26 protein-coding genes are annotated in these 20,533 nt (G+C 71.7%); 17 read left to right on the top strand and 9 right to left on the bottom strand.

Translation table 11 applies throughout. From position 1 onward, the window contains the following. The first annotated feature begins 125 nt into the window (after positions 1-125). Both ACGWYL_RS14195 and ACGWYL_RS14190 read left to right on the top strand, forming a co-directional pair. On the top strand, positions 126-2,480 hold the full coding sequence (locus ACGWYL_RS14195; protein WP_395487516.1) for an ATP-binding cassette domain-containing protein: 2,355 nt from the start codon (positions 126-128) through the stop codon (positions 2,478-2,480). Positions 2,481-2,542: 62 nt separating this feature from the next. Continuing rightward, positions 2,543-3,742 (top strand): MFS transporter, encoded by a 1,200-nt coding sequence (locus ACGWYL_RS14190; RefSeq protein WP_395487515.1) that lies wholly within the window; start codon positions 2,543-2,545, stop codon positions 3,740-3,742. A gap of 7 nt (positions 3,743-3,749) precedes the next feature. Here the strand turns inward: ACGWYL_RS14190 and helR are convergent, their stop codons facing one another. Next, entirely contained in the window at positions 3,750-5,882 is a 2,133-nt protein-coding gene (gene helR / locus ACGWYL_RS14185; RefSeq protein ID WP_395487513.1) for an RNA polymerase recycling motor ATPase HelR, read from the bottom strand. 122 nt (positions 5,883-6,004) lie between these two features. Here helR and ACGWYL_RS14180 point away from each other — a divergent pair, with 122 nt between their 5' ends. Beyond that, positions 6,005-6,880, top strand: a complete 876-nt coding sequence (locus ACGWYL_RS14180) for a GNAT family N-acetyltransferase (protein ID WP_395487512.1) — start codon at positions 6,005-6,007, stop codon at positions 6,878-6,880. Here the strand turns inward: ACGWYL_RS14180 and ACGWYL_RS14175 are convergent, their stop codons facing one another. Then, positions 6,881-7,600, bottom strand: coding sequence for a VOC family protein (locus ACGWYL_RS14175; RefSeq protein ID WP_395487511.1), 720 nt, complete (start codon positions 7,598-7,600; stop codon positions 6,881-6,883). An 18-nt stretch (positions 7,601-7,618) separates the two neighbouring features. Here ACGWYL_RS14175 and ACGWYL_RS14170 point away from each other — a divergent pair, with 18 nt between their 5' ends. Next, positions 7,619-8,017 carry a VOC family protein gene (locus tag ACGWYL_RS14170; RefSeq protein ID WP_395487510.1) on the top strand — a complete coding sequence of 133 codons (399 nt, stop codon included), beginning with the start codon at positions 7,619-7,621 and terminating at the stop codon, positions 8,015-8,017. Positions 8,018-8,031: 14 nt separating this feature from the next. Beyond that, positions 8,032-8,580, top strand: a complete 549-nt coding sequence (locus ACGWYL_RS14165) for a GNAT family N-acetyltransferase (RefSeq protein WP_395487509.1) — start codon at positions 8,032-8,034, stop codon at positions 8,578-8,580. A gap of 99 nt (positions 8,581-8,679) precedes the next feature. On the opposite strand, the gene ACGWYL_RS14160 is transcribed toward ACGWYL_RS14165, so the two are convergent. Further along, positions 8,680-9,249, bottom strand: coding sequence for a dihydrofolate reductase family protein (locus ACGWYL_RS14160; protein ID WP_395487508.1), 570 nt, complete (start codon positions 9,247-9,249; stop codon positions 8,680-8,682). A 77-nt stretch (positions 9,250-9,326) separates the two neighbouring features. On the opposite strand from ACGWYL_RS14160, the gene ACGWYL_RS14155 reads away from it, so the two are divergent. From ACGWYL_RS14155 to ACGWYL_RS14145, 3 genes are all read left to right on the top strand, one after another. Beyond that, positions 9,327-9,896 carry a TetR/AcrR family transcriptional regulator gene (locus ACGWYL_RS14155; protein WP_395487507.1) on the top strand — a complete coding sequence of 190 codons (570 nt, stop codon included), beginning with the start codon at positions 9,327-9,329 and terminating at the stop codon, positions 9,894-9,896. A gap of 68 nt (positions 9,897-9,964) precedes the next feature. Next, complete coding sequence (locus ACGWYL_RS14150; RefSeq protein WP_269302244.1) at positions 9,965-10,783, top strand: DUF1206 domain-containing protein; 819 nt, start codon at positions 9,965-9,967, stop codon at positions 10,781-10,783. Between the two features lie 48 nt (positions 10,784-10,831). Further along, complete coding sequence (locus ACGWYL_RS14145) at positions 10,832-11,092, top strand: hypothetical protein (RefSeq protein WP_179424339.1); 261 nt, start codon at positions 10,832-10,834, stop codon at positions 11,090-11,092. A 36-nt stretch (positions 11,093-11,128) separates the two neighbouring features. Here the strand turns inward: ACGWYL_RS14145 and ACGWYL_RS14140 are convergent, their stop codons facing one another. Beyond that, positions 11,129-11,659: a polymer-forming cytoskeletal protein gene (locus ACGWYL_RS14140; RefSeq protein WP_179424340.1), complete on the bottom strand. Its 531-nt coding sequence runs from the start codon at positions 11,657-11,659 to the stop codon at positions 11,129-11,131. Positions 11,660-11,789: 130 nt separating this feature from the next. Between ACGWYL_RS14140 and ACGWYL_RS14135 the strand changes: the two genes are divergently transcribed. From ACGWYL_RS14135 to ACGWYL_RS14105, 7 genes are all read left to right on the top strand, one after another. Further along, on the top strand, positions 11,790-13,289 hold the full coding sequence (locus ACGWYL_RS14135) for a molybdopterin-dependent oxidoreductase (RefSeq protein WP_179424341.1): 1,500 nt from the start codon (positions 11,790-11,792) through the stop codon (positions 13,287-13,289). A gap of 70 nt (positions 13,290-13,359) precedes the next feature. Next, positions 13,360-13,989 (top strand): fasciclin domain-containing protein, encoded by a 630-nt coding sequence (locus ACGWYL_RS14130; protein ID WP_179424342.1) that lies wholly within the window; start codon positions 13,360-13,362, stop codon positions 13,987-13,989. A 26-nt stretch (positions 13,990-14,015) separates the two neighbouring features. Further along, positions 14,016-14,606 (top strand): ECF RNA polymerase sigma factor SigK, encoded by a 591-nt coding sequence (sigK, locus tag ACGWYL_RS14125; protein WP_395487506.1) that lies wholly within the window; start codon positions 14,016-14,018, stop codon positions 14,604-14,606. Further along, positions 14,603-15,307 carry an anti-sigma factor domain-containing protein gene (locus tag ACGWYL_RS14120; protein ID WP_395487505.1) on the top strand — a complete coding sequence of 235 codons (705 nt, stop codon included), beginning with the start codon at positions 14,603-14,605 and terminating at the stop codon, positions 15,305-15,307. Before sigK ends, ACGWYL_RS14120 begins: the two co-directional genes overlap by 4 nt. Before the next feature lie 24 nt (positions 15,308-15,331). Beyond that, positions 15,332-15,619, top strand: coding sequence for a DUF1905 domain-containing protein (locus tag ACGWYL_RS14115; protein ID WP_269302236.1), 288 nt, complete (start codon positions 15,332-15,334; stop codon positions 15,617-15,619). A gap of 9 nt (positions 15,620-15,628) precedes the next feature. Further along, positions 15,629-15,871 (top strand): superinfection immunity protein, encoded by a 243-nt coding sequence (locus ACGWYL_RS14110; RefSeq protein WP_218845750.1) that lies wholly within the window; start codon positions 15,629-15,631, stop codon positions 15,869-15,871. Positions 15,872-15,875: 4 nt separating this feature from the next. Further along, on the top strand, positions 15,876-16,451 hold the full coding sequence (locus tag ACGWYL_RS14105; protein WP_395487504.1) for a DUF1992 domain-containing protein: 576 nt from the start codon (positions 15,876-15,878) through the stop codon (positions 16,449-16,451). On the opposite strand, the gene ACGWYL_RS14100 is transcribed toward ACGWYL_RS14105, so the two are convergent. Beyond that, positions 16,411-17,034 carry an L-threonylcarbamoyladenylate synthase gene (locus ACGWYL_RS14100; protein WP_179424346.1) on the bottom strand — a complete coding sequence of 208 codons (624 nt, stop codon included), beginning with the start codon at positions 17,032-17,034 and terminating at the stop codon, positions 16,411-16,413. The two genes, ACGWYL_RS14105 and ACGWYL_RS14100, sit on opposite strands and share 41 nt — an antisense overlap. A 24-nt stretch (positions 17,035-17,058) precedes the next feature. Continuing rightward, positions 17,059-17,205 (bottom strand): GPGG-motif small membrane protein, encoded by a 147-nt coding sequence (locus tag ACGWYL_RS14095; RefSeq protein WP_179424347.1) that lies wholly within the window; start codon positions 17,203-17,205, stop codon positions 17,059-17,061. Between the two features lie 218 nt (positions 17,206-17,423). On the opposite strand from ACGWYL_RS14095, the gene ACGWYL_RS14090 reads away from it, so the two are divergent. Both ACGWYL_RS14090 and cobA read left to right on the top strand, forming a co-directional pair. Then, a complete protein-coding gene (locus ACGWYL_RS14090) occupies positions 17,424-18,098 on the top strand; it encodes a phosphoadenylyl-sulfate reductase (protein ID WP_179428079.1) in 675 nt (224 codons plus the stop codon). Next, the gene (cobA, locus tag ACGWYL_RS14085) at positions 18,095-19,300 is read left to right on the top strand and encodes a uroporphyrinogen-III C-methyltransferase (RefSeq protein WP_395487503.1); all 1,206 of its coding nucleotides are present in this window, start codon (positions 18,095-18,097) and stop codon (positions 19,298-19,300) included. Before ACGWYL_RS14090 ends, cobA begins: the two co-directional genes overlap by 4 nt. Here cobA and ACGWYL_RS14080 read toward each other — a convergent pair. The 3 genes from ACGWYL_RS14080 to ACGWYL_RS14070 form a co-directional block, all read right to left on the bottom strand. After that, positions 19,248-19,703: an SRPBCC family protein gene (locus tag ACGWYL_RS14080; RefSeq protein WP_179424349.1), complete on the bottom strand. Its 456-nt coding sequence runs from the start codon at positions 19,701-19,703 to the stop codon at positions 19,248-19,250. The genes cobA and ACGWYL_RS14080 overlap by 53 nt on opposite strands. Before the next feature lie 81 nt (positions 19,704-19,784). Further along, positions 19,785-20,177, bottom strand: coding sequence for a hypothetical protein (locus tag ACGWYL_RS14075; protein WP_179424350.1), 393 nt, complete (start codon positions 20,175-20,177; stop codon positions 19,785-19,787). Then, positions 20,170-20,532, bottom strand: a complete 363-nt coding sequence (locus ACGWYL_RS14070) for a hypothetical protein (RefSeq protein WP_179424351.1) — start codon at positions 20,530-20,532, stop codon at positions 20,170-20,172. The genes ACGWYL_RS14075 and ACGWYL_RS14070 overlap by 8 nt, the downstream gene beginning before the upstream one ends. Position 20,533 lies beyond the last annotated feature (1 nt).

The raw sequence follows: 20,533 nt of genomic DNA, 5'->3' as shown, positions 1-20,533 counted from the left end.
CGAACGGGACGGGAGCGGATCGACAGCCGTCGCGAAGTTTTTCTCACCGAGCCGAAGTGTCAGTGGTTCCGACCACGCTAGTGCCGGCGCTATCGTTCGAGAACCATCTGGGGAGGAACTTCCGCGTGAGCCATCCGGCCGACAGCCATGACCTGATCCGCGTGCACGGAGCCCGTGTCAACAACCTCAAGGACGTCAGCGTCGAGCTGCCCAAGCGGCGGCTCACGGTGTTCACCGGCGTCTCGGGGTCGGGCAAGAGCTCGCTCGTGTTCGGCACGATCGCCGCCGAGTCGCAGCGGCTCATCAACGAGACGTACAGCTCCTTCGTGCAGGGCTTCATGCCCACGATGGCGCGGCCCGAGGTCGACGTCCTGGACGGCCTCACCACCGCGATCCTCGTCGACCAGGAGCGGATGGGCGCCGACCCGCGCTCGACCGTCGGCACCGCCACGGACGCCAACGCCATGCTGCGCATCCTGTTCAGCCGGCTGGGCGAGCCGCACGTCGGCTCACCCCAGGCCTTCTCCTTCAACGTGGCGTCGATCAGCGGCGCCGGCGCGGTCTCGTTCGAGACGGGCGGGCGCACGGTCAAGGAGCGCCGCGAGTTCTCGGTCACCGGCGGCATGTGCCCGCGGTGCGAGGGCAGGGGAGCGGTGTCCGACTTCGACCTCACCGCCCTCTACGACGAGACGAAGTCCCTCGAGGACGGCGCCCTCACGATCCCGGGCTACTCGATGGACGGCTGGTATGGCCGGATCTTCCGCAACGGCGACTTCTTCCCGGCCGACAAGCCGATCAAGGACTTCACGAAGAAGCAGCTCGACGCACTGCTCTACAAGGAGCCCACCAAGATCAAGGTCGACGGGATCAACATCACCTACGAGGGGATCGTCCCGAAGATCCAGAAGTCGATGCTGTCGAAGGACCGCGAGGCGATGCAGCCGCACATCCGCGCCTTCGTCGACCGGGCCATCACGTTCCAGACCTGTCCCGAGTGCGACGGCACGCGGCTCAACGAGGGCGCACGGTCCTCGAAGATCAAGGGCATCTCCATCGCCGACGCCTGCGCCATGCAGATCACCGACCTCGCCGCGTGGGTGCGCGACCTCGACGAGCCGTCCGTGGCCCCGCTGCTGGCCGTGCTCGCGCAGACGCTCGAGTCCTTCGTGGACATCGGCCTGGGCTACCTGTCGCTCGACCGGCCGGCGGGCACGCTCTCGGGCGGCGAGGCGCAGCGCACGAAGATGATCCGCCACCTCGGCTCCTCGCTCACCGACGTCACGTACGTCTTCGACGAGCCCACGGTGGGCCTGCACCCGCACGACATCGACCGGATGAACGGTCTGCTGCTGCAGCTGCGCGACAAGGGCAACACCGTGCTCGTCGTCGAGCACAAGCCCGAGGCCATCGCGATCGCCGACCACGTCGTCGACCTCGGTCCCCGCGCCGGAAGCGGCGGCGGGCAGATCATGTTCGAGGGCACGGTCGAGGGCCTGCGCGCCAGCGACACGATCACCGGCCGCCACCTCGACGACCGCGCCTCGATCAAGGACGCCGTGCGCACGCCCACGGGTCGGCTCGAGGTCCGCGGAGCCGACGCGCACAACCTGCAGGACGTCGACGTCGACATCCCCCTCGGGGTCCTCGTCGTCGTCACCGGCGTCGCCGGCTCGGGCAAGAGCTCGCTGATCCACGGGTCCGTCGCGAGGAACGACGACGTCGTCGCGATCGACCAAGGTGCGATCCGCGGCTCGCGGCGCAGCAACCCGGCCACCTACACCGGTCTGCTCGACCCCATCCGCAAGGCCTTCGCGAAGGAGAACGGGGTCAAGCCCGCGCTGTTCTCGGCCAACTCCGAGGGCGCCTGCCCCAACTGCAACGGCGTCGGCGTCGTCTTCACCGATCTCGGCATCCTCGCCACGATGGAGTCGCCCTGCGAGGTCTGCGAGGGACGCCGCTTCGCCGACGCGGTGCTCGAGTACCAGCTCGGCGAGCGCGACATCAGCGAGGTGCTCGCGATGCCCGTGGCCGAGGCGCACGCGTTCTTCGGCAAGGAGGGTGTCAACGTCGCGGCCGCCGCGAAGATCCTGGCGCGGCTGGAGGACGTCGGCCTGGGCTACCTGACGCTCGGCCAGCCGCTGTCCACCCTGTCCGGAGGCGAGCGCCAGCGCATCAAGCTGGCCACGCACATGGGGGAGAAGGGCGGCACCTACGTCCTCGACGAGCCCACCTCCGGCCTGCACCTGGCCGACGTCGAGCAGCTGCTCGGCCTGCTCGACCGTCTGGTCGACTCGGGGAAGTCGGTCATCGTGATCGAGCACCACCAGGCCGTCATGGCACACGCCGACTGGATCATCGACCTCGGGCCCGGCGCGGGTCACGACGGCGGCCGGATCGTCTTCGAGGGCACCCCGGCCGACCTCGTGGCCGCGAAGTCGACGCTCACAGGGGAGCACCTCGCCGCCTACGTCGGCTCCTGAGCGGCGGCGCAGGGGAGTGGTGGGCCCTCCGGGGCGGATGTGACGTGACCTACACTCAGCGCATGATGACCGCCGTGGCCACCCGGTCCGGCGTCCGTCGTGCCACCGGCTTCGTCGTCGTCCTGGTGGCCCTGACGATCTTCATGATCGGCGCGAGTGCGCCGTCGCCGTTCTATCCCGTGCTGCAGGAGCGGATCGGGTTCTCGTCCGCCGCGATGACGCTGATCTTCGCCGTCTACGCGTTGTCGATGCTGGCCACGCTGCTGGTCGCGGGCTCGCTCTCGGACCATCTCGGTCGCCGGCCGGTCATCGCGCTCGGCCTGCTCGTGCTCGCGGGCAGCATGGTCGCGTTCTGGCACGCCGAGAGCGTGGCGGTGCTGATCGTCGCCCGGGTCGTGCAGGGGTTCGGCGCCGGGCTGCTGATGCCGTCGATGTCCGCGGCGATCGTGGACCTCGAGCCGCCGAGCCGTCCGGGCAGCGGCGCGATCGCGAACTCCGTCACGCCCTTCGCCGGTCTGGCTGTGGGCGGGCTCGTCTCCGGACTGGCGCTCGACCACGCCGGGGCCGAGCCGCTGACGGCCGTGTTCGGCTCGCTGGCGGTGCTGCTCGTCGTCATGGCGGTGGTCGTGTGGGCGGCGCCGGAGACCTCCACGCGCCGTCCGGGCGCGCTGGCGTCGCTGCGGCCCCGGATCGGCGTCCCGCCGCAGGCGCGTGCCGCCTTCTACCGCGCCGTGCCCGCGGTGATCGCCGGCTGGGCCACGAGCGGCTTCTATTTGTCGCTCGGCGCGCCGCTGATCGCGCAGGAGCTTGGGGGAGAGAGCCACGTGGCCCAGGGTCTCGTGGTGACCACGCTCAACGGCGCCGGCGCGGTGATGTGCTTCGTCGCGCGTCGCTGGAGCAGCCGCCGGATCACCCTCTACGGCACCACCACCCTCGCCGTCGGCACCGCGCTGACGCTGGTCGCGCTCGCCGCGGACAGCCTCCCGTGGTTCCTGGCGGCCACCGTGTTCGCGGGCACGGGATTCGGCGCGGCCTTCATGGGCATCATGCGCTCGATCACCCCGCTCGCGCCGCCCGAGCGCCGGGGCGAGCTCTTCGCCGCCGTGTTCGTCGCGAGCTACGTCGCGTTCGGCATCCCGGCCGTCATCGCCGGCTTCGCCGTCGGCTGGATCGGACTGTCGCAGACCGCGCTGGTCTACGGGGCGGTCGTGGTGGTGCTCGCCGGACTGGCCGCCGTGCTCCGCCTGCGCTCCGAGGACTGACGCGGCCTCACTCGGCGATGACGAGCTCGTCGGTGGTGCGCGTCATCGCCACGTAGCGATCGACCGCCGCCGCCACGTCGTCACCCCAGCCCGCCGGATCGACCAGCACCACGAGGTCGAACTCGAGACCCTTCGCGAGCACGGGTGGGAGGGAGCGGACGCGATCCGTCGCGGAGCGGCCCGGGTCGCCGATGACGCAGACCGTCCCTTCCTCGTGCTCGGACAGCCAGCGGTCGACGACCGCGTCGACGTCCGTGACCGGGACGCGTCGCACGGGGCGCCCGCTGGCGCGGACGGAGTCCGGGACGTTCGCTCCCGGGATCGCCGCGCGGATCAGCGGCCGCGCCTCGGCCATCACCTCACGTGGCGTCCGGTAGTTGACCGAGAGCGCGGCCTCGCGCACCGTCCCGACGCCCACGAGGGCGAGCCGCTCGGACCACGACTCCGGGAAGCCGCGGCGAGCCTGGGCGCGGTCGCCGACGACCGTGAGACTGCGCGAGGGGCATCGCCGGACGAGCATGGCCCACTGGGCATCGGTGAGCTCCTGCGCCTCGTCGACCACGACGTGGGCGAACGGTCCGGCCAGGACGTCGACCTCGCGACTCGGAACCGCGTCCTCGTCGACGAGCGCGTCGCGCAGGGCCTCCTGGCGCAGGGAGGTCCACAGTCCCTCACCGTCGTCGTGCTCCATGGCCGCGAGCAGGTCGTCGACGACGCGGTCCATCCCGGCTCGTTGCTCGGTGACGGTGGTGATGCGCTCGCGTGCCCGGCGCTCGTGCGACGGGTCACCGAGTCGATGCCGCGCCGCGTCCAGCAGGGGCAGGTCGGCGTCCGTCCAGCCGGCCGACTCCTCACGGCGCAGCAGTCCGACCTCGTCGGGCGTGAGCGAGGGTGCGCACCGACGGAGGTACGCCGGAACGGCCCACAGGTCCGCGACGACGTCGGTGGGCTCGAGGATCACCCACGACCGCTCGAGTGCGTCGACCACGTGCTCGGTCTGCTGCAGCACGGCTCTGACGTCGTCCGGATCGACGTCGTCGGCCAGACGGTCGCGGGCGATCTCGGCCAGCGCCTCCCACACCAGCGACCGTGCCTCGTTGTGCGGCACGTGGGGGCCGGGCGCCGCGAACGCCTCGGCCCAGTCGCGTGCCGTGAGCACCACGTCGCCCCACGGGGTCTCGACCTCGCTGTCGATCGTCGGCGGCTCCTCGTACACCGCGACCGCCGCGTCGACCGCGTGCACCAGGGTCAGGCTCGCCTTGAGTGCGGCCACCCTGGGGTCGGTCTCCCGACGTGCCTCGCCGGCCTCGGGCACGAGGTCGTCCGGCGTGCACGTGAGGACGCCGTCCTCGCCCAGGCTCGGCAGGACGTCGGCCACGTAGGCCAGGTACGGGTGGTGCGGGCCGACGAAGAGGATGCTGCCGTGACCGGGCGCGAGCCTCGGGTCGGTGTGAAGGAGGTAGGCGGCACGGTGCAGCGCCACCACGGTCTTACCGGTGCCGGGTCCGCCGTCGACGACGAGCGCTCCGCGACTGTCCGCCCGGATGATCGCGTCCTGGTCGGCTGCGATCGTGCCGAGGACGTCGCGCATCGCGGTGGTCCTGCGGCCCGCCAGTCCCGCCAGGAAGGCGGAGTCGTCGTCCAGGGCGAGGCCGTCCGTCGGTGCGGTGGGGGAGAGGACCTCGTCCCAGAAGTCGACGACCCGACCGTCCGCCCAGCGGTAGCGCCGTCGACTGCTCACGCCGAGGGATTGCGCGACCGTCCCGGCGAAGAACGGTGCGGCCGCGGGGGAGCGCCAGTCCACGAGCAGCCGGCCACCGCGTCCGTCGGACAGCCCCAGCCGGCCGATGTACGTGATCGTCCCGTCCTCGCCGACGATCCGTCCCAGGCACAGGTCGAGGCCGTACCGCCGCAGGAGCCGCAGGCGTGACTCCAGCCGGTGGACGTCCTGGTCGCGGTCCAGGGCGCGCTGGCCGGATCCCGCCGGACGCCGCCGTGCTTCGGCGAGGTCCGCGGCGGCGTGGCGCCGGGCCTCGTCCAGGCGGGCCGCGACCAGACGGAGATGGCGCTCGTCCTGCTGGACCAGAGCGAGGTGGGACGTGTCGGCGAGGTGCGGGCGGAGAGCGAATATGGCTGCCATGGCGGACGATTCTGGACCCGCCCGGGGGGCTTGTGGCAAGCCCCCATCCGCGATATACGTTGAAGAGGGAAGGGCGATCGCCCTTCCCTTCGTCATGCCCCTCCAGACAGGACGCCTCGCTCGTGGCCGTGATCCTCATGTGCGGACCGTCGGGGTCCGGGAAGTCCACCGTCGCGAGGCGACTGGAGGAGTCGGGCTGGACGCGGCTGTGCTTCGACGTCGAGACGTGGCGGCACGACGTCACCTCGCTCCCGGCACCGCGCGAGCTGCTGGCGCAGATCGAGACGGAGCTGCTCGGCCGCCTCGCGTCCACGGTCAACGCGGGGGAGGACGTGGTGCTCGACTACTCCTTCGCCACGCGCGGGCTGCGGGATCGGTACCGTGCCGTGGTCGCGGACCTCGGCGTGACGGCCGAGACCGTGTACCTCCCGGTCGATCGTGACGTCGCGCTCGAGCGTGTGCGGGGGCGACACGACGAGGGACCCGACGACTACTGGCTCGACGACGCCACGGTGCTCGCGCACGTGGACGGGTTCGAGCCGCCCACCTTCGCCGAGCACCCGCTGCGGGTGATCGACGGCGACGTCACCGTCCGCCACGCAGGTGCCGGCGACGTCGGCGCGCTGATGGAGTTCTGGGAGGGCTCGGCCGAGAACGCCGCCCGCCCGCAGGACTCGGCGGCCTTGGTCGAGGCCCTCGTCGGGCGCGACCCCGCAGCGATCCTGGTCGCGGTGCTGCAGGGGCGGATCGTGGGATCGGTGATCGCCGGCTGGGACGGCTGGCGAGCGCACCTCTACCGGCTGGCCGTGGCTCCCGAGGCGCGGGGGCGAGGGCTCGCCCGGCGACTGCTCGGGCACGCCGAGGACCGGCTCCGGTCCCTCGGCGCCACGCGGTTCGACGCGATGGTCCTCGACGACAACGAGGCCGGAGCGGCGCTGTGGCGGTCCGCCGGGTACGCGCCGCAAGGGGAGTGGAGACGGTGGGTCAAGCCCGCCTGATCAGCGACCCGAGAGCACGCAGAACTCGTTCCCGTCCGGGTCGCGCATGACGACCCAGCCGACCTGACCCTGACCGATGTCCGTGCGGGTCGCGCCGAGCGCCTCGAGCCGGGCGACCTCCTCGGCCTGGTCGCCACGCGGCCGCAGGTCGAAGTGCCAGCGGTTCTTGGCGGGCTTCTCGATCAGGGGAGGACCGCCCCAGGTCACCTTCGTGCCCCCGTGCGGCGACTGGATCGCGGTCTCCTCGTCCTGGTCCCACACGAGCGGCCAGTCGAGCGCCTGCTGCCAGAACAGGCCGACCTCACGCGTGCCGTCGCACGAGAGCGCGCCGATCGTGCCGCAGCCCGCCAGGAACCTGTTGCCGGGCTCGATGACGCAGAACTCGTTGCCCTCCGGGTCCTGCAGGACGACGTGCTCGGCGTCGGCCCCCTGACCGACGTCGAGGTGACTCGCGCCGAGCTCGAGCGCCCGTGCCACGGTGGCCTCCTGCGCGTCGGCGGACTCGCTGGTGAGGTCGAAGTGCATCCGGTTGGGGAGCGTCTTGGGATGCCGTGTCGGCTCGATGTCGATCGCGAAGCCGGCGCCGTCGACTGCCGCGAGCGTGATGACGCCGTCGTCGTCCGTGCCGGTGATCTCACGGTCCAGCAGCGCGCTCCAGAACCGGGCGAGGCGCTCAGGATCGTTCGCGTCGATGACCAGGGCTTCCCATTGGCTGCTCATCCACCCACGCTAGTACGCATGAGTGCCCACAGCGTCGTCGTCGGACTGCCGATCGCGGACCGCCGCACGTCACGTGACTTCTACCGCGACGTCCTGGGGCTCGAGGCCCCGGGCGAGCCCGCCGAGGACGGGGTGCCCGAGCCGCTGCAGCTCCGCCTGTCGGACGGCCTCAGCGTGATGCTGGTGCCGACGGGCGGCTTCGGCTGGGCGATCGGCGGGCGAGCGCTGACGCCGGCGGGACACCACGAGTGCGTCCTCACGCTGGCCGCGTCGTCGACGGCCGAGGTGGACGCGCTGCTGGAGCGTGCCCGTGCCGCCGGCGCGGAGATCGTCGTCGAGGCGGGACAGCAGCCGTGGGGCTACACGGGCACGTTCGCCGATCCCGACGGCCACCTGTGGTCCGCGGCGACCGCGTGAGGCATCATCGGCCGGTGGGCTGCACCGAGGAACCGTGGACGTCGGTCGAGGGCGGCTCCCACGACCTGAGTCTGGTCCGGGTGCCGCGCGACGTGCTGCGGGCGCTGGGATGCGGTGACCTCGAGTCGGCCGAGCGGCTGTCCGGCATCAAACTCACGACGTACATCGGAGGTCCGGACTGCCGCTGGCTGTGGGCGCTGCGTGCCGACCAGATCGCGCGGACGCCCGCCGATCACGTCTGGGTCACGCGGCTGGTGGTCGACCAGCGCACCGGCGCCGTCGTCGGCCTGGCGGGCTTCCACGGCGCGCCGGACGAGCGCGGCATGGTCGAGCTCGGGTACCGGATCGATCCGGACCGTCGACGCCTCGGCCACGCACGGGCGGCACTGGAGATCATGCTGGACGTCGCCCGAGCCGATCCACGCGTCGCCGTCGTGCGCGCCACCGTCAGCCCGGACAACCGGCCGTCGCGTGCGCTGCTCGACCAGTACTGCTTCGTCGAGGTCGGCGAGCAGTGGGACGAGGAGGACGGCCTCGAGACGATCCTGGAGATCCCGGCCTGACGCCCCTCTCGACCCGCCTGCGACATTGTCCGATAATGCACATTATGTCAATTACGTACGACGGGCGCGCCGAGAGGGGCTCCCCTGAGCCCCGATGCCTCACCGTGCTCGCGTGTACTCCTCGATGACGAGCCCGGAGCCGAATCGCCGCGTGTCCACGAGGTCGAACGGCAGGATCGACGCCTCGGTCGAGCCGAACAGCCCGATGCCGGCGCCCAGGACGATCGGATACCGCTTGAGGATCAGGCGGTCGATCTCCGGCAGCAGCGATCCGGCCAGCTCGCCACCGCCGCACAGGTAGATGCCCAGGCCGTCCTCCTGCTTGAGTTCGCGCACGGTCGCCACGGCGTCGGCCGTGTAGGTGACGCCGTCCGGTGCCGGGTCGCCCGATCGGGTCGCCACGAACTCGCGCAGGTGGGCGTACGGCCGCTCGACGCCCTCGTCGAGAGCGATGCGGTAACTCCTGCTCCCCTGCATCACCGTGTCGAACCGCGTGCGTGGCGGCTCGATGCCGAGCCCGTCCAGGAACTGCGTCGGCACGGCGTCCGCGAAGTCGCTGGTCAGGACCGCGGCATGGTCGCCCGTGACGGGAAAGGCGCCGAACGCACCGTCGGGCTCCGCGATGAGACCGTCGATCGAGACGGCGACGTAGTAGACGAGCTCGCGCATGACCTTCTCCATTCACTACAGATGTTGTGATCGGGAACGTATCACGACAGATGTCGTGATTGCGATACCCTGCTGCCATGGTCCGCAATCCCGAGCGCCGCGTCCGGCTCGCCGACGCCGCCGTGCGCGTCCTCGCTCGGCAGGGCTCCCGAGGCCTCACCCACCGGGCGATCGACGACGAGGCCGGCGTCCCGAAGGGCACGGCCTCGAACTACTTCTCCTCGCGTGAGGAGATCATCGACGCGATCCTCGCGCGCATCGCCGAGCGGCTCACCCCGGACCCCGCCGTGCATGCCGAGCTCGCGCGGCGCTCCCCCGGTGTCGACCTCTTCACCGACTACCTGCGCGACATCGTGCATCGGCTGACGTCCGACCCGGACTCCACGATCGCCCTGTTCGAGCTGCGCCTGGAGGCCACGCGCCGGCCGCACGTCGCCGCGGCGCTCGCCGAGTGGCGACGGGGAGGACTGGCCGCCGACGTCGAGTTCAACGCGTCGATGGGACTGCCCGGCGACGCCGCGGACATCGCCCTGTTCCACTACGCGATCGACGGCCTGGTGCTCGACCGGCTGACCGTCCCGCTCGACGAGCAGGCTGACGTCGACGCCCTCGTCGCGACGCTCGTTCGGCGGATCCTCGGCGACTAGTGGGAGCCTGCCTTCCCTCCCCCGTCCTCGCCGGGCCGGGTGGTCACGAACGCCCTAGGCTCGGCCTCATGGCGACACGTTCGGCGAAGTCCGCGGCACGCGCGGTCGACGACCATCCGGCTCTCGACCAGGTGGCCCGCATCGGCCTGGTCGCGTTCGGCGTGGTCCACCTGGTGATGGGCTGGCTGGCCATCCGGCTCGCGTTCGGCGACAGCGGCGGCGAGGCGGACAGCGGTGGCGCGGTCCGCGAGCTCGCGCAGCAGCCGTTCGGCGGTCCCATCGTGTGGGCCGTCGGCATCGGCATGGTGATGCTCGCGGTCTGGCAGGCCATCGAGGCCGCCGTCGGCCACCGCCGCGACGACGGCGCGAAGCGCCTCCGGAAGCGGCTGATCAGCCTGGGCAAGGTCATCCTCTACGGCGCGATCGCCGCGACGGCGTTCAAAGTGGTCACCGGCTCGAGCTCCTCCGGTCAGGACGGGACGACGTCGTTCAGCGCCGAGCTCATGGACCTGCCCGGTGGCCAGGTGCTGGTCGGCCTGGTGGCCCTCGGCATCGCCGCCGTGGGCGTCTACCTGGTCTACAAGGGCCTCACCGAGCGCTTCCTCAAGGACATCGAGGTCGGGGGCGCCAGCGGACGCGTGGGCTCGGCCTACGTGTGGCTCGGCAAGGTCGGCTACGTCGCCAAGGGTGCCGCGGTCCTCGGCGTCGCCGCGCTCTTCGGCTATGCGGCGGTCACCCACGAGCCCGACAAGTCCGGCGGCATCGACGAGGCGCTGCGCACCGTGCTGGACCAGCCCTTCGGTCCCGTCCTCACGGGGTTGGTGGGCGCCGGCTTCGTGGCCTTCGGGCTGTTCTGCTTCGCCTGGGCCCGCCACATCAACCGTTGATCCGGGCCGAACCGGCCGAACGTCGAACACCCGTTCTACAGTGGTCCCATGGGTCACAACCGGAGGTACGGCGACCGCCTGTCGGCGCTGGATCCCCCGGCCGTGACTCCCCCGCCGCGCATCCGGCCGCAGCACGTGTGGGTCAACCTCTCCACCGTGCAGCACGCCCCGGCGGTCTACCCGGGCGTGCTGGTCGAGTGGCGGCCGGTCGTGAAGGGCTGGGAGGCGCTGTGCACCTGGGCCTCGCCCGACGGCGTCGTGCACACCGGATGGCTGCCCGCGGCGCGCCTCAAGCCGGCCTCCGGGTGACGGATCCTGATGTGAGGATCCGTCCCCGGGGAGCGGTCAGCGGCGGACGAGGCGACCCGGGCCGCCCTCGCTGAGCGAGCCCTCGACATCGGCGCCGCGCCAGACGAGCAGGTGGCCGACACCGCGCTCGCGGACGCTGCCGTCGATCTCGGCGGCGCGGTAGACGCGGACGTGGCCGCGGTGCAGCTCGGTGACCGTGCCGTCCACGTCACCACTGACGGTGAGGTTGCCGTGGTCGCGCTCGACGATGTTGCCGTCCACCGAGCCGGAGCGCGTGACGGTGACCGAGCCGCGACCCAGCTGGCGGACGTTGCCGTCCACGTCGCCGCGGATCACGATGTTGCCGTGGCGGACGGTGACGTTGCCGTCGACATCGCCGTTGATGACGAGGTTCCCCTTGCGGATCGTGATGTTGCCGTCGATCTCGCGCCCCTTCTTCACCGTGTAGTCACCCGTGCGGTTGATGGTGCGGTCGCGGTCGTCATCGTCGTCCGCATGCGCCGCCGCGGGCAGGCCTGCCAGCAGGACGCCGCCGACCAGGGCGAGGGCGAGAGGCTTGGTCTTCATCGTGCGCTCCTTCGTTCGGTTCGTGGTGTCCCCCATCGTGGCGAGCCGAGGTGAGCCCGAGGTGAACGCAACGTGAGACGGCTCTCATGTTCGGACCCATCCGCTCGGCCGTCGGCGACGAACCCCTCCCATGAATCGCCACGAAGCCGCCCGCGGCGCCCTCGCCGGACTCGTCTCGGCCCTCGCCGGACTCGCCGCCGGGCACTTGGTGGGCGCGATCGTCGCACCGGCCGCCTCGCCCGTCCTGGCCGTCGGCAGCGCCGTGATCGACCGGACCCCCACGGCGCTCAAGCAGGCCGCCATCGAGCGGCTGGGGACGGCTGACAAGCCGGTCCTGCTGGGGACGGTGCTCGTCGCGACGCTGCTCCTGGCCGCGGTCGGGGGCGTCCTGGCGCGGCGCTCCCTCCCCGTGGGCGCCGCGGTCGTGGTGCTGCTCGTCGCGGCGGCCGGCTGGGCGGCGCTCGCCCGGCCCGCCGCGCGGCCGATCGACGTGCTCCCCGCCCTGGCGACGGGCGTCGCGGCACTCGCGGCCCTGCGCTGGCTGACCCCTCAGGACGAGGAGCCCGTGGACGGACCCGGACGGCGACGACTGCTCGTGCGCTCGGGCGTGATCGTCGGCGCCGCGCTCGTCGCAGGGACCGCCGGCCAGTGGCTCGTGGCCCGGGCCCGCGACGTCACGAACATCGCGCTCCCCCGTGCCCTGCGCCCGCTCCCGCCGCTGCCGCGCGGCCTGGAGGCGACCTACCGCGGGATCACGCCGTTCCAGACCGATCGCGACGACTTCTACCGCGTGGACATCAACCTGACGACCCCCGTCGTGGACCACGAGAGCTGGACGCTGCGGATCGACGGGATGGTCGACCGGCCCTACGAGCTGACCTTCGACGAGCTGCTCGCCCTCCCGCTGATCGAGTGCGACATCACGCTGACCTGCGTCTCGAACGAGGTCGGCGGGCCGTACGTGGGTGCCGGCCGCTGGCTGGGCGTCCGGGTCTCGGACCTGCTCGAGCGCGCGGGCGTGCGCTCGGGCGCCGACCAGATCCTGAGCACCGCCGTCGACGGCTTCACCATCAGCACGCCCCTGGCCGCCGCGCAGGACGGCCGCGACATGATCGTCGCCGTCGCGCTGAACGGTGAGCCGCTCCCCCGTGACCACGGCTTCCCCGCCCGCCTCGTGACGCCCGGCCTGTACGGCTACGTCGGCGCCACCAAGTGGCTGACGAGGCTCACCCTCACCACCTACGAGGAGCGCGAGGCGTACTGGACCAAGCGCGACTGGGCCATCGACGGCCCGATCAAGATCTCCTCGCGCATCGACACGCCCGCTGCGCTGAAGGAGGTCCAGGCCGGCCGGATCGTCGTGGGGGGCGTCGCCTGGGCGCAGGGCCGCGGTGTCGCGGCGGTCGAGGTGAGCGTCGACGACGGCGACTGGCAGCGGGCCGAGTTCGGTCCCGACGGCGGCGTCGACTACTGGCGCCAGTGGTACCTGCTGTGGGACGCCGAGCCGGGCCGTCACACACTCACGGTGCGGGCCCAGGCCTCCGACGGCGAGTACCAGACCGAGGAGCGCGCGACGCCTTTTCCCGACGGTTCCAGCGGTCTGCAGCAGATTGTGGTGCGCGTCACATGATTCGACCCATCCGCACGGCCGACCGCGCCGAATCACTGTCAACTTCGTCACCGACCCGAGAGGCACGATCATGAACCGCTTGCTCCCCCGCCGTACCGCCGCCGCAGCCGCCGCCGTCGTCATGTGCTTCGGACTGGCCGCCTGTGGCAGCGACAGTGGCGACGACGACTCGATGAGCAGCAACAGCGAGTCCAGCCCCTCCGCCTCGGCCTCCGAGGACATGATGGACGAGGCCAGCGGCCCGTTCGGTCCCGGCTGCGCCGGCGTGCCGACCGAGGGCGAGGGCTCCGTCGAGGGCATGGCCGACGACCCGGTCGCCACGGCCGCCTCGAACAACCCGCTGCTGACCACGCTGGTCAAGGCCGTCACGGCCGCCGACCTCGTGGACACCCTCAACAGCGCCGAGGCCCTCACCGTCTTCGCGCCCACCGACGACGCCTTCGCCAAGATCCCGGCCGACGACCTGAACGCCCTGCTGGCCGACAAGGACCAGCTGACGAAGGTGCTGACGCACCACGTCGTCGAGGGCAAGATGACGCCGGACCAGCTCGCCGGCGAGCACGAGACGCTCGCAGGTGACACGATCACCGTGGAAGGGTCGGGCGAGGAGTTCACGGTCGGCGACGCCGCCGTCGTCTGCGGCAACGTCGACACCGCGAACGCCAAGGTCTACGTCATCGACTCCGTGCTGATGCCCTGACCCCGTGAACGATTGAGGCCACTGTCGTGAACCACCTGCATGCCGTGCCCTCGGGCGGCGAGGACTCGCCGCCCGAGGCCATCGGCGACACGCTGAGGCGCTGCGGACGCGGCGACGAGGCCGCGTTCGCCACGCTCTACGACCAGACGTCGGCGCGCATCCACGGCCTCGTCCGGCGGATCGTCCGCGATCGGGCGCAGAGCGAGGAGGTCACCCAAGAGGTCTTCCTCGAGGTGTGGCGGCAGGCGGCGCGGTTCGATCCCGCCAAGGGATCGGCCCTGAGCTGGCTCATGACGATCGCCCACCGCCGTGCGGTCGACCGGGTGCGCAGCGCCGAGGCCGCGACGGCACGCGACACCCAGCACGTCCTGCGGGACGTCACGGTGGAGCATGATTCGACGAGTGAGACGGTCGAGGCCCGGTTGGACGCCCAGCGCGTCCGCCGGGCCCTGGCCGGCCTCACCGAGACGCAGAGGGAGGCCATCGACCTGGCCTACTTCCGCGGTTGTACGCACACCGAGGTCGCCTCGATGCTGGACGTGCCGGTCGGCACGGCCAAGTCCCGCATCCGCGACGGCCTCATCCGACTCCGGGACACGATGGGAGCAGACCGATGAGTGACGTGCATGCCCTCTCCGGCGCCTACGCTCTCGACGCCGTCACGGATGCCGAGCGCGAGAGCTTCGAGCGACACCTGGCCGGCTGCGAGGCCTGCCAGGAAGAGGTCGCCAGCCTGCGCGAGACGGCGGCGATCATGTCCGACCTGAGCGCCGAGGAGCCGCCTCCGGCGCTGCGTGCGTCGGTGCTGGCCTCGATCAGCGAGGTCCGCCAGCTGCCGCCCCAGCCCGTCGCTGCCCCCCGACGCCGCCGCTTCGACCCGCGCACCCTGCTGGTCGCCGCCGCGTCCGCCGTGGTGCTCGCCGGCGGGATCGGCCTCGCGGCCACCCAGCCGTGGAAGGACGACACGGCCTCGCAGACGCTGACGGCCGCCGACCGGGTCCTGCAGGACCCGCAGGCCGAGCGCGTGACGCAGACCTTCGACGACGGCGCCCGCGCCACCGTGGTGCGGTCGTCCGCCGAGCGCAAGGCGGTCATCGTCACGCACGACATGCCCGACGCCCCCGAGGGCCACTCCTACGTGATCTGGCTGCAGCAGGGCGACGAGATGGTCAACGCGGGCACGATGCCGCAGGGCCCGGACAACACCCTCCTGCTCGAGGGCGACGCCAGCACGGCGTCGGCCGCGGGCGTGACGGTGGAGACCGAGCCGGACGCGCAGGCGCCCACCACCGATCCGATCGCGCTGTTCGCGTTCTGAGCCGGCATCGGCCATGCTCGGCTCGTGTACGAGTTCGAGGCCACGGTGTGGCGCTGGCGCGAGGACGGGACCTGGCACTTCCTCACGCTGCCCGAGGACGTCACCGACGACATCGACGACCGCACCCCGCAGAAGGCGGGGTTCGGCTCGGTGAGGGTCGAGGTCACGATCGGCTCCAGCACGTGGAGCACCTCGGTGTTCCCGAGCAAGGAGCTCGGCTCGTTCATCCTGCCGGTGAAGAAGGCCGTCCGCGTGGCCGAGGGCTGCGAGGAGGGCGATCGAGTCCGGGTGCGCCTCGCCGTCCAGCCGTAGGCTGGAACCGTGAACGACATCATCACCGACAAGCGCGGGCGGCCGTTCCAGACCGTCTTCGGCTGGATCATCGCGATCGCCACGGCCGGCTACATGCTGCCGTGGGCGATCGCCGCGACGCGGGGGAAGTCCAACACCGGCGCGATCTTCTGGCTCAACCTGCTGCTCGGCTGGACCGTCGTCGGCTGGATCATCGCGCTGGTGATGGCTTGCACGTCGCACCAGGTGCTGGGGATCAGGAACCCCCGCTGAGCCGATGAGCGACGACGCCCGCCGCCGCGCCGCCCGGTACCGACTGGAACCGGACGCCGCCTCGACGGGCGCCGAGGCCGAGGAGGCGACTCCCCGCGCCCGCCGGCCCGAGGACCAGGCGCTGTGGGTCGACCATCAGGTCCGCGCCGCGATCGCCCGCGGCGAGTTCGACGACCTCCCGCTCGCCGGCAAGCCGCTGCCGCACATCGACACCGCCGCCGACCCCGACTGGTGGCTACGCCAGTTCATCGAGCGCGAGAACATCACGGGGGTCCTGCCCGAGGCGCTCCAGCTCCGCAAGGACGACGCGGTGCTGCCCGACGTGCTCGACGGCCTCAGGTCCGAGCGCGTGGTGCGCGAGGCCGTGGCGGAGTTCAACCGCCGGATCATCGCGGCCCGCCGCCAGCTCCAGGGCGGTCCCCCGGTGGTCACGCCGCTGCGCGACATCGAGGTCGAGGTCGCCGCGTGGCACGAGCGTCGGGCCGCCCGCGCCCGACGGCTGGCCGAGGCCGGACCGGCGGACGCCGCGCCTCCGGGTGCTATTCGAAGGGCGTGGGATCGCCTGCGCCGACGCGGGTGACCTCGGCGTAGCCCTCGGAGAGGTCGACCACGGTGGTGGGCTCGGCGATGATCTCCTCGCCGGAGTCCACGATCGCGTCCACGCGGTCGCCGAGCTCCTCGCCGATCTGCCACGCCTGCGTCATCGGCTCGGTCTCGCCGGGCAGGATCAGCGTGGACGACAGGATCGGCTCGCCGAGCTCCTCGACGAGGGCCCGCACGATCCGGTGCGTGGAGATGCGCACGCCGACGGTCTTCTTCTTGGCCTGCAGGAGGCGCTTGGGGACCTCGGGCGTGCCGGGGAGGATGAAGGTGTAGGGGCCGGGTGTCGCGGCCTTCACAGCGCGGAAGACGGCGTTGTCCACGTGGACGAACTGCCCCAGCTGGGCGAAGTCGCGGCACACCAGCGTGAAGTGGTGCTTGTCGTCGAGGCCGCGGATGTCGCGGATGCGGGCGATGGCGTCGGCGTTGCCGACCTGGGCTCCGAGCGCGTAGCCCGAATCGGTGGGATAAGCAATCAACCCGCCTCCCCGCAACAGCGCGACCGTCTGATCGACGGTGCGCTGCTGCGGGTCGACGGGATGAATGTCGAAGTAGCGAACCATGCTCGCCACCCTAGGCGCAGTCTCTTACGTGAAGAGGCTGACGCCGCCCGGCCCGACCAGCAGGGCGATGACGATGAGCACGGCGCCCATCACGAAGTCGCGCTGGACGAGGCGGATGATGCCGAAGATTCCGATGATCACTGCAGCAATCCACAAGATGGTGTCCCACATGGGGTGACTCCCTTCGTTCGGTTCGACTCCACCCTGCCGCTACTTCGCGATGTTCGCATTCTGGACGGCGTGGAAGTTTCCGCGCGCCCGAACGTAATGTCAAGGGGGTGAGCACTTTGAGCTTGGCAGAACGGCGAGAACGCCAGCTGGCCCACGACCGCGAGCGTCGCGATCATCTCGCGGCGCGGCCGGTCCGAGAGCCCCGTTCGCGCGAGGAGCTGAAGGCCCTGGCGGCCTCGGCGGCCAACCGGTTCTCCGACGGACAGACCGACGAGCTGCTCGCGTGGGTGGCCCAGGAGTTCGGTCACCTGACCGCCGTCGCGTGCTCGATGGCCGACGCCGTCCTGCCCCACGTCGTGGCGCGCCACCTCCCCTGGGTGGACACGCTCTTCCTCGAGACCGGCTACCACTTCGCCGAGACCGTGGGCACGCGTGACGCGGTCGAGTCGTCGATGCAGCTGACGATCGTCGACGTGAAGCCGCGCCAGAGCGTGGCCGAGCAGGACGCGCAGTACGGCGAGCGCCTCTACGAGCGCGATCCCGCGCTGTGCTGCCAGCTGCGCAAGGTCGAGCCGCTCACCGAGACGCTCGGCGGCTACGAGGCCTGGATCACCGGCGTGCGGCGCGACGACAGCCCGCTGCGTGCCGACACGCCGTTCGTCACGTGGGACGAGAAGAACGGGCTGGTGAAGATCAACCCGCTCGCGGACTGGACCTTCGACCAGCTCATCGACTACGCGAACGAGCACGACGTGATCCTCAACCCGCTGCTGAACGACGGCTACCCGTCGATCGGCTGCGCGCCGTGCACGCGCCGTGTCGCCCCGGGCGAGGATCCCCGGGCCGGCCGCTGGGCCGGGCTCGACAAGTCGGAGTGCGGCCTGCACACGTGAGCACCTTCCCCCTCGGACTGCGCCTCGAAGGTCGCCGCGTGGTCGTCGTCGGCGGTGGTCACGTCGCCACGCGCCGGGCCTTCGCCCTGCTCGAGGCGGGCGCCGACGTGCACGTCGTCTCCCCCGCCGTCTCGGACTCCCTCGCCTCGGCCATCGGCCGCGGCTCGATCACGTGGCACGAGCGCCCCTACCGCACGGGTGACCTCGACGGGGCGTGGCTCGTGCAGACGGCCACCGACGTCCCGCCGGTCGACGATCTCGTCGCGCACGACGCGGAGGCCGGACAGATCTTCTGCCTGAAGGGCGGCGACCCCGAGCGCGCCACGGCGTGGACCCCGGCGGTCGCGCGCGTGGACGACGTCACGATCGCCGTCAGCGGTGGCGGCGACGCCGGCCGGGCCTCCGCCCTGCGCGACGCCGTGGCCACCGCGCTGCAGACGGGCGACCTGCCGCTGCGCCACCGCACCCATGCGCGCGGGCTCGTCGCCCTCGTCGGCGGCGGTCCGGGCGACCCAGGCCTCCTCACGGCGCGCGGACGCCGGCTGCTGGCCGAGGCCGACGTCGTCGTGTTCGACCGGCTGGCGCCCCAGTCGGTGCTCGCCGAGCTCGCGCCCGACGTCGAGGTCATCGACGTCGGCAAGCAGCCCGATCACCACCCGATCCCCCAGGAGCAGATCAACGCGCTGCTCGTCGAGCGGGCGCAGCAGGGCAAGGTGGTGGTCCGCCTCAAGGGCGGCGACCCCTACGTGTTCGGTCGCGGTGGCGAGGAGCTGCTGGCCTGCCGCGAGGCGGGCGTCGAGGTCGAGGTCGTCCCGGGCGTCACGTCGGCCATCGCCGTCGCGGCCAACGCGGGCATCCCCGTCACCCACCGTGGCGTCGCGCGTGGCTTCTCGGTCATCACGGGCCACGAGGAGCTGGGCGAGCTCCCGCGCCGTGGCGACCACACGCTCGTGATGCTCATGGGCGTCAAGCGCCTGCGCAGCACCGCCGAGGAGCTCATCGCAGCCGGTCACGACCCGCACACGCCCGCGGCCGTGATCGAGCGCGGCTTCGCGCCCGACCAGCGCACGACGATCGGCACGCTCGGCACGATCGCCGACGCCGCCGCGCACGCGAAGGCGCCGGCCATCACGGTGATCGGCGACGTGGTCAGCCTCGCTGCCGCAACCACCGGTTCAGCCGCCGCTCCCCCGACCTCATGACGAGGTCGTGCGCCAGCTCGAACAGCGGGCGCAGAAGACGCTCCGAGCGGCGCATCCACGGTGCCGTGGCGTCCACGTGCCAGTCGATCGTCAGGTCGGTCCGGCCCGGGCTCCCCGCCGCGAAGTCCAGCGCGGCCGAGCCCTCCAGGTCGCCGCGCGAGCGGAAGCGCATCGACGTGGTCGGCTGCAGGTCGAGGTCGTACACCGTGAAGCGCAGCCGGTAGCCGAAAGCGCTGCGGGCGACGAGGTCGATCTCCTCGCCGTGGTGCCCCGTGACGGTGACGGCGTTCCACCACGGCAGCGGGTCGTCCTGCTCGAGGAACTGCTCGAGCGTGCGCCACAGGCGGTCCGGGGGCTCCGCGACGTCCCACACCGAGCGGAACTCGTACGCTCGATCGCTCATGGACCCGTGTCGCTACCGCGATCCCGGCCGGAGCCGGGTTTGAATGGGATCAGCCCCGGGCGGTATGAGCGCACGGGGCTCTCACGTGCTCCGGGTCCGGCGCAGCCACCACAGGCCGACGAACGGCAGCACGAGCGGCACGTAGCCGTAGCCGGCGCCGAAGCCCGACCACACCGTCTCGTCGGGGAACAGCGCGCCGTCGAGGATGCTCAGCAGTCCGACGCCCAGGACGCCCACGAGCTCGAAGCCGATCGCGGCGCCCGCGACGCGGCGGTTGCCGGTGGCCAGCGCCCAAGTGGCGATGCCGTAGACGACGCCGGCGAGCGCGGACAGGGCATAGGCGACCGGGGCCTCGTCGGCCTTCGTCACGAGCTGGTAGACCGAGCGCGCCGTGGCCGCGACGGTGAAGACGGCGTAGACCGCCACGAGGGCGCGTCCGAAGCCGTGCTGGGTGTCGGTGTGGTGCTCAGCCATGTCCCTGCCAGATCTGGTGCGTCCGGATCAGCATGACCGACACCGTGAACAGCGCCACGGCCACCACGCCGGTGCCCCACCGGGTCTTGTCGCCGATCCCCCACAGCACGGATGCCGGCGGGATGAGGACGGTGGTGACCAGGTACGACAGGTACAGCCCCTTCTCGAGGTCGCGGTCGGTGCCGGCGACGGCCACGATCCCCCACACGAGGACGACGACGAGGAGCACCTCGACGACCGCGATCGCGTAGAACAGCGGGTTGCTGAAGCGGAACGACTTCGCCGTGTGCCACCCCGCGAACACGGCGGCGGCGAGGGCGGCGGCGGAGGTCAGGTAGACCAGGGCGTCAGGCATG

It is taken from the genome of Aeromicrobium sp. JJY06 (assembly GCF_044069275.1).
In the GTDB taxonomy this organism is placed as follows: Bacteria; Actinomycetota; Actinomycetes; order Propionibacteriales; family Nocardioidaceae; genus Aeromicrobium; species Aeromicrobium tamlense.
This window is presented reverse-complemented; position numbering and strand designations above follow the sequence as displayed.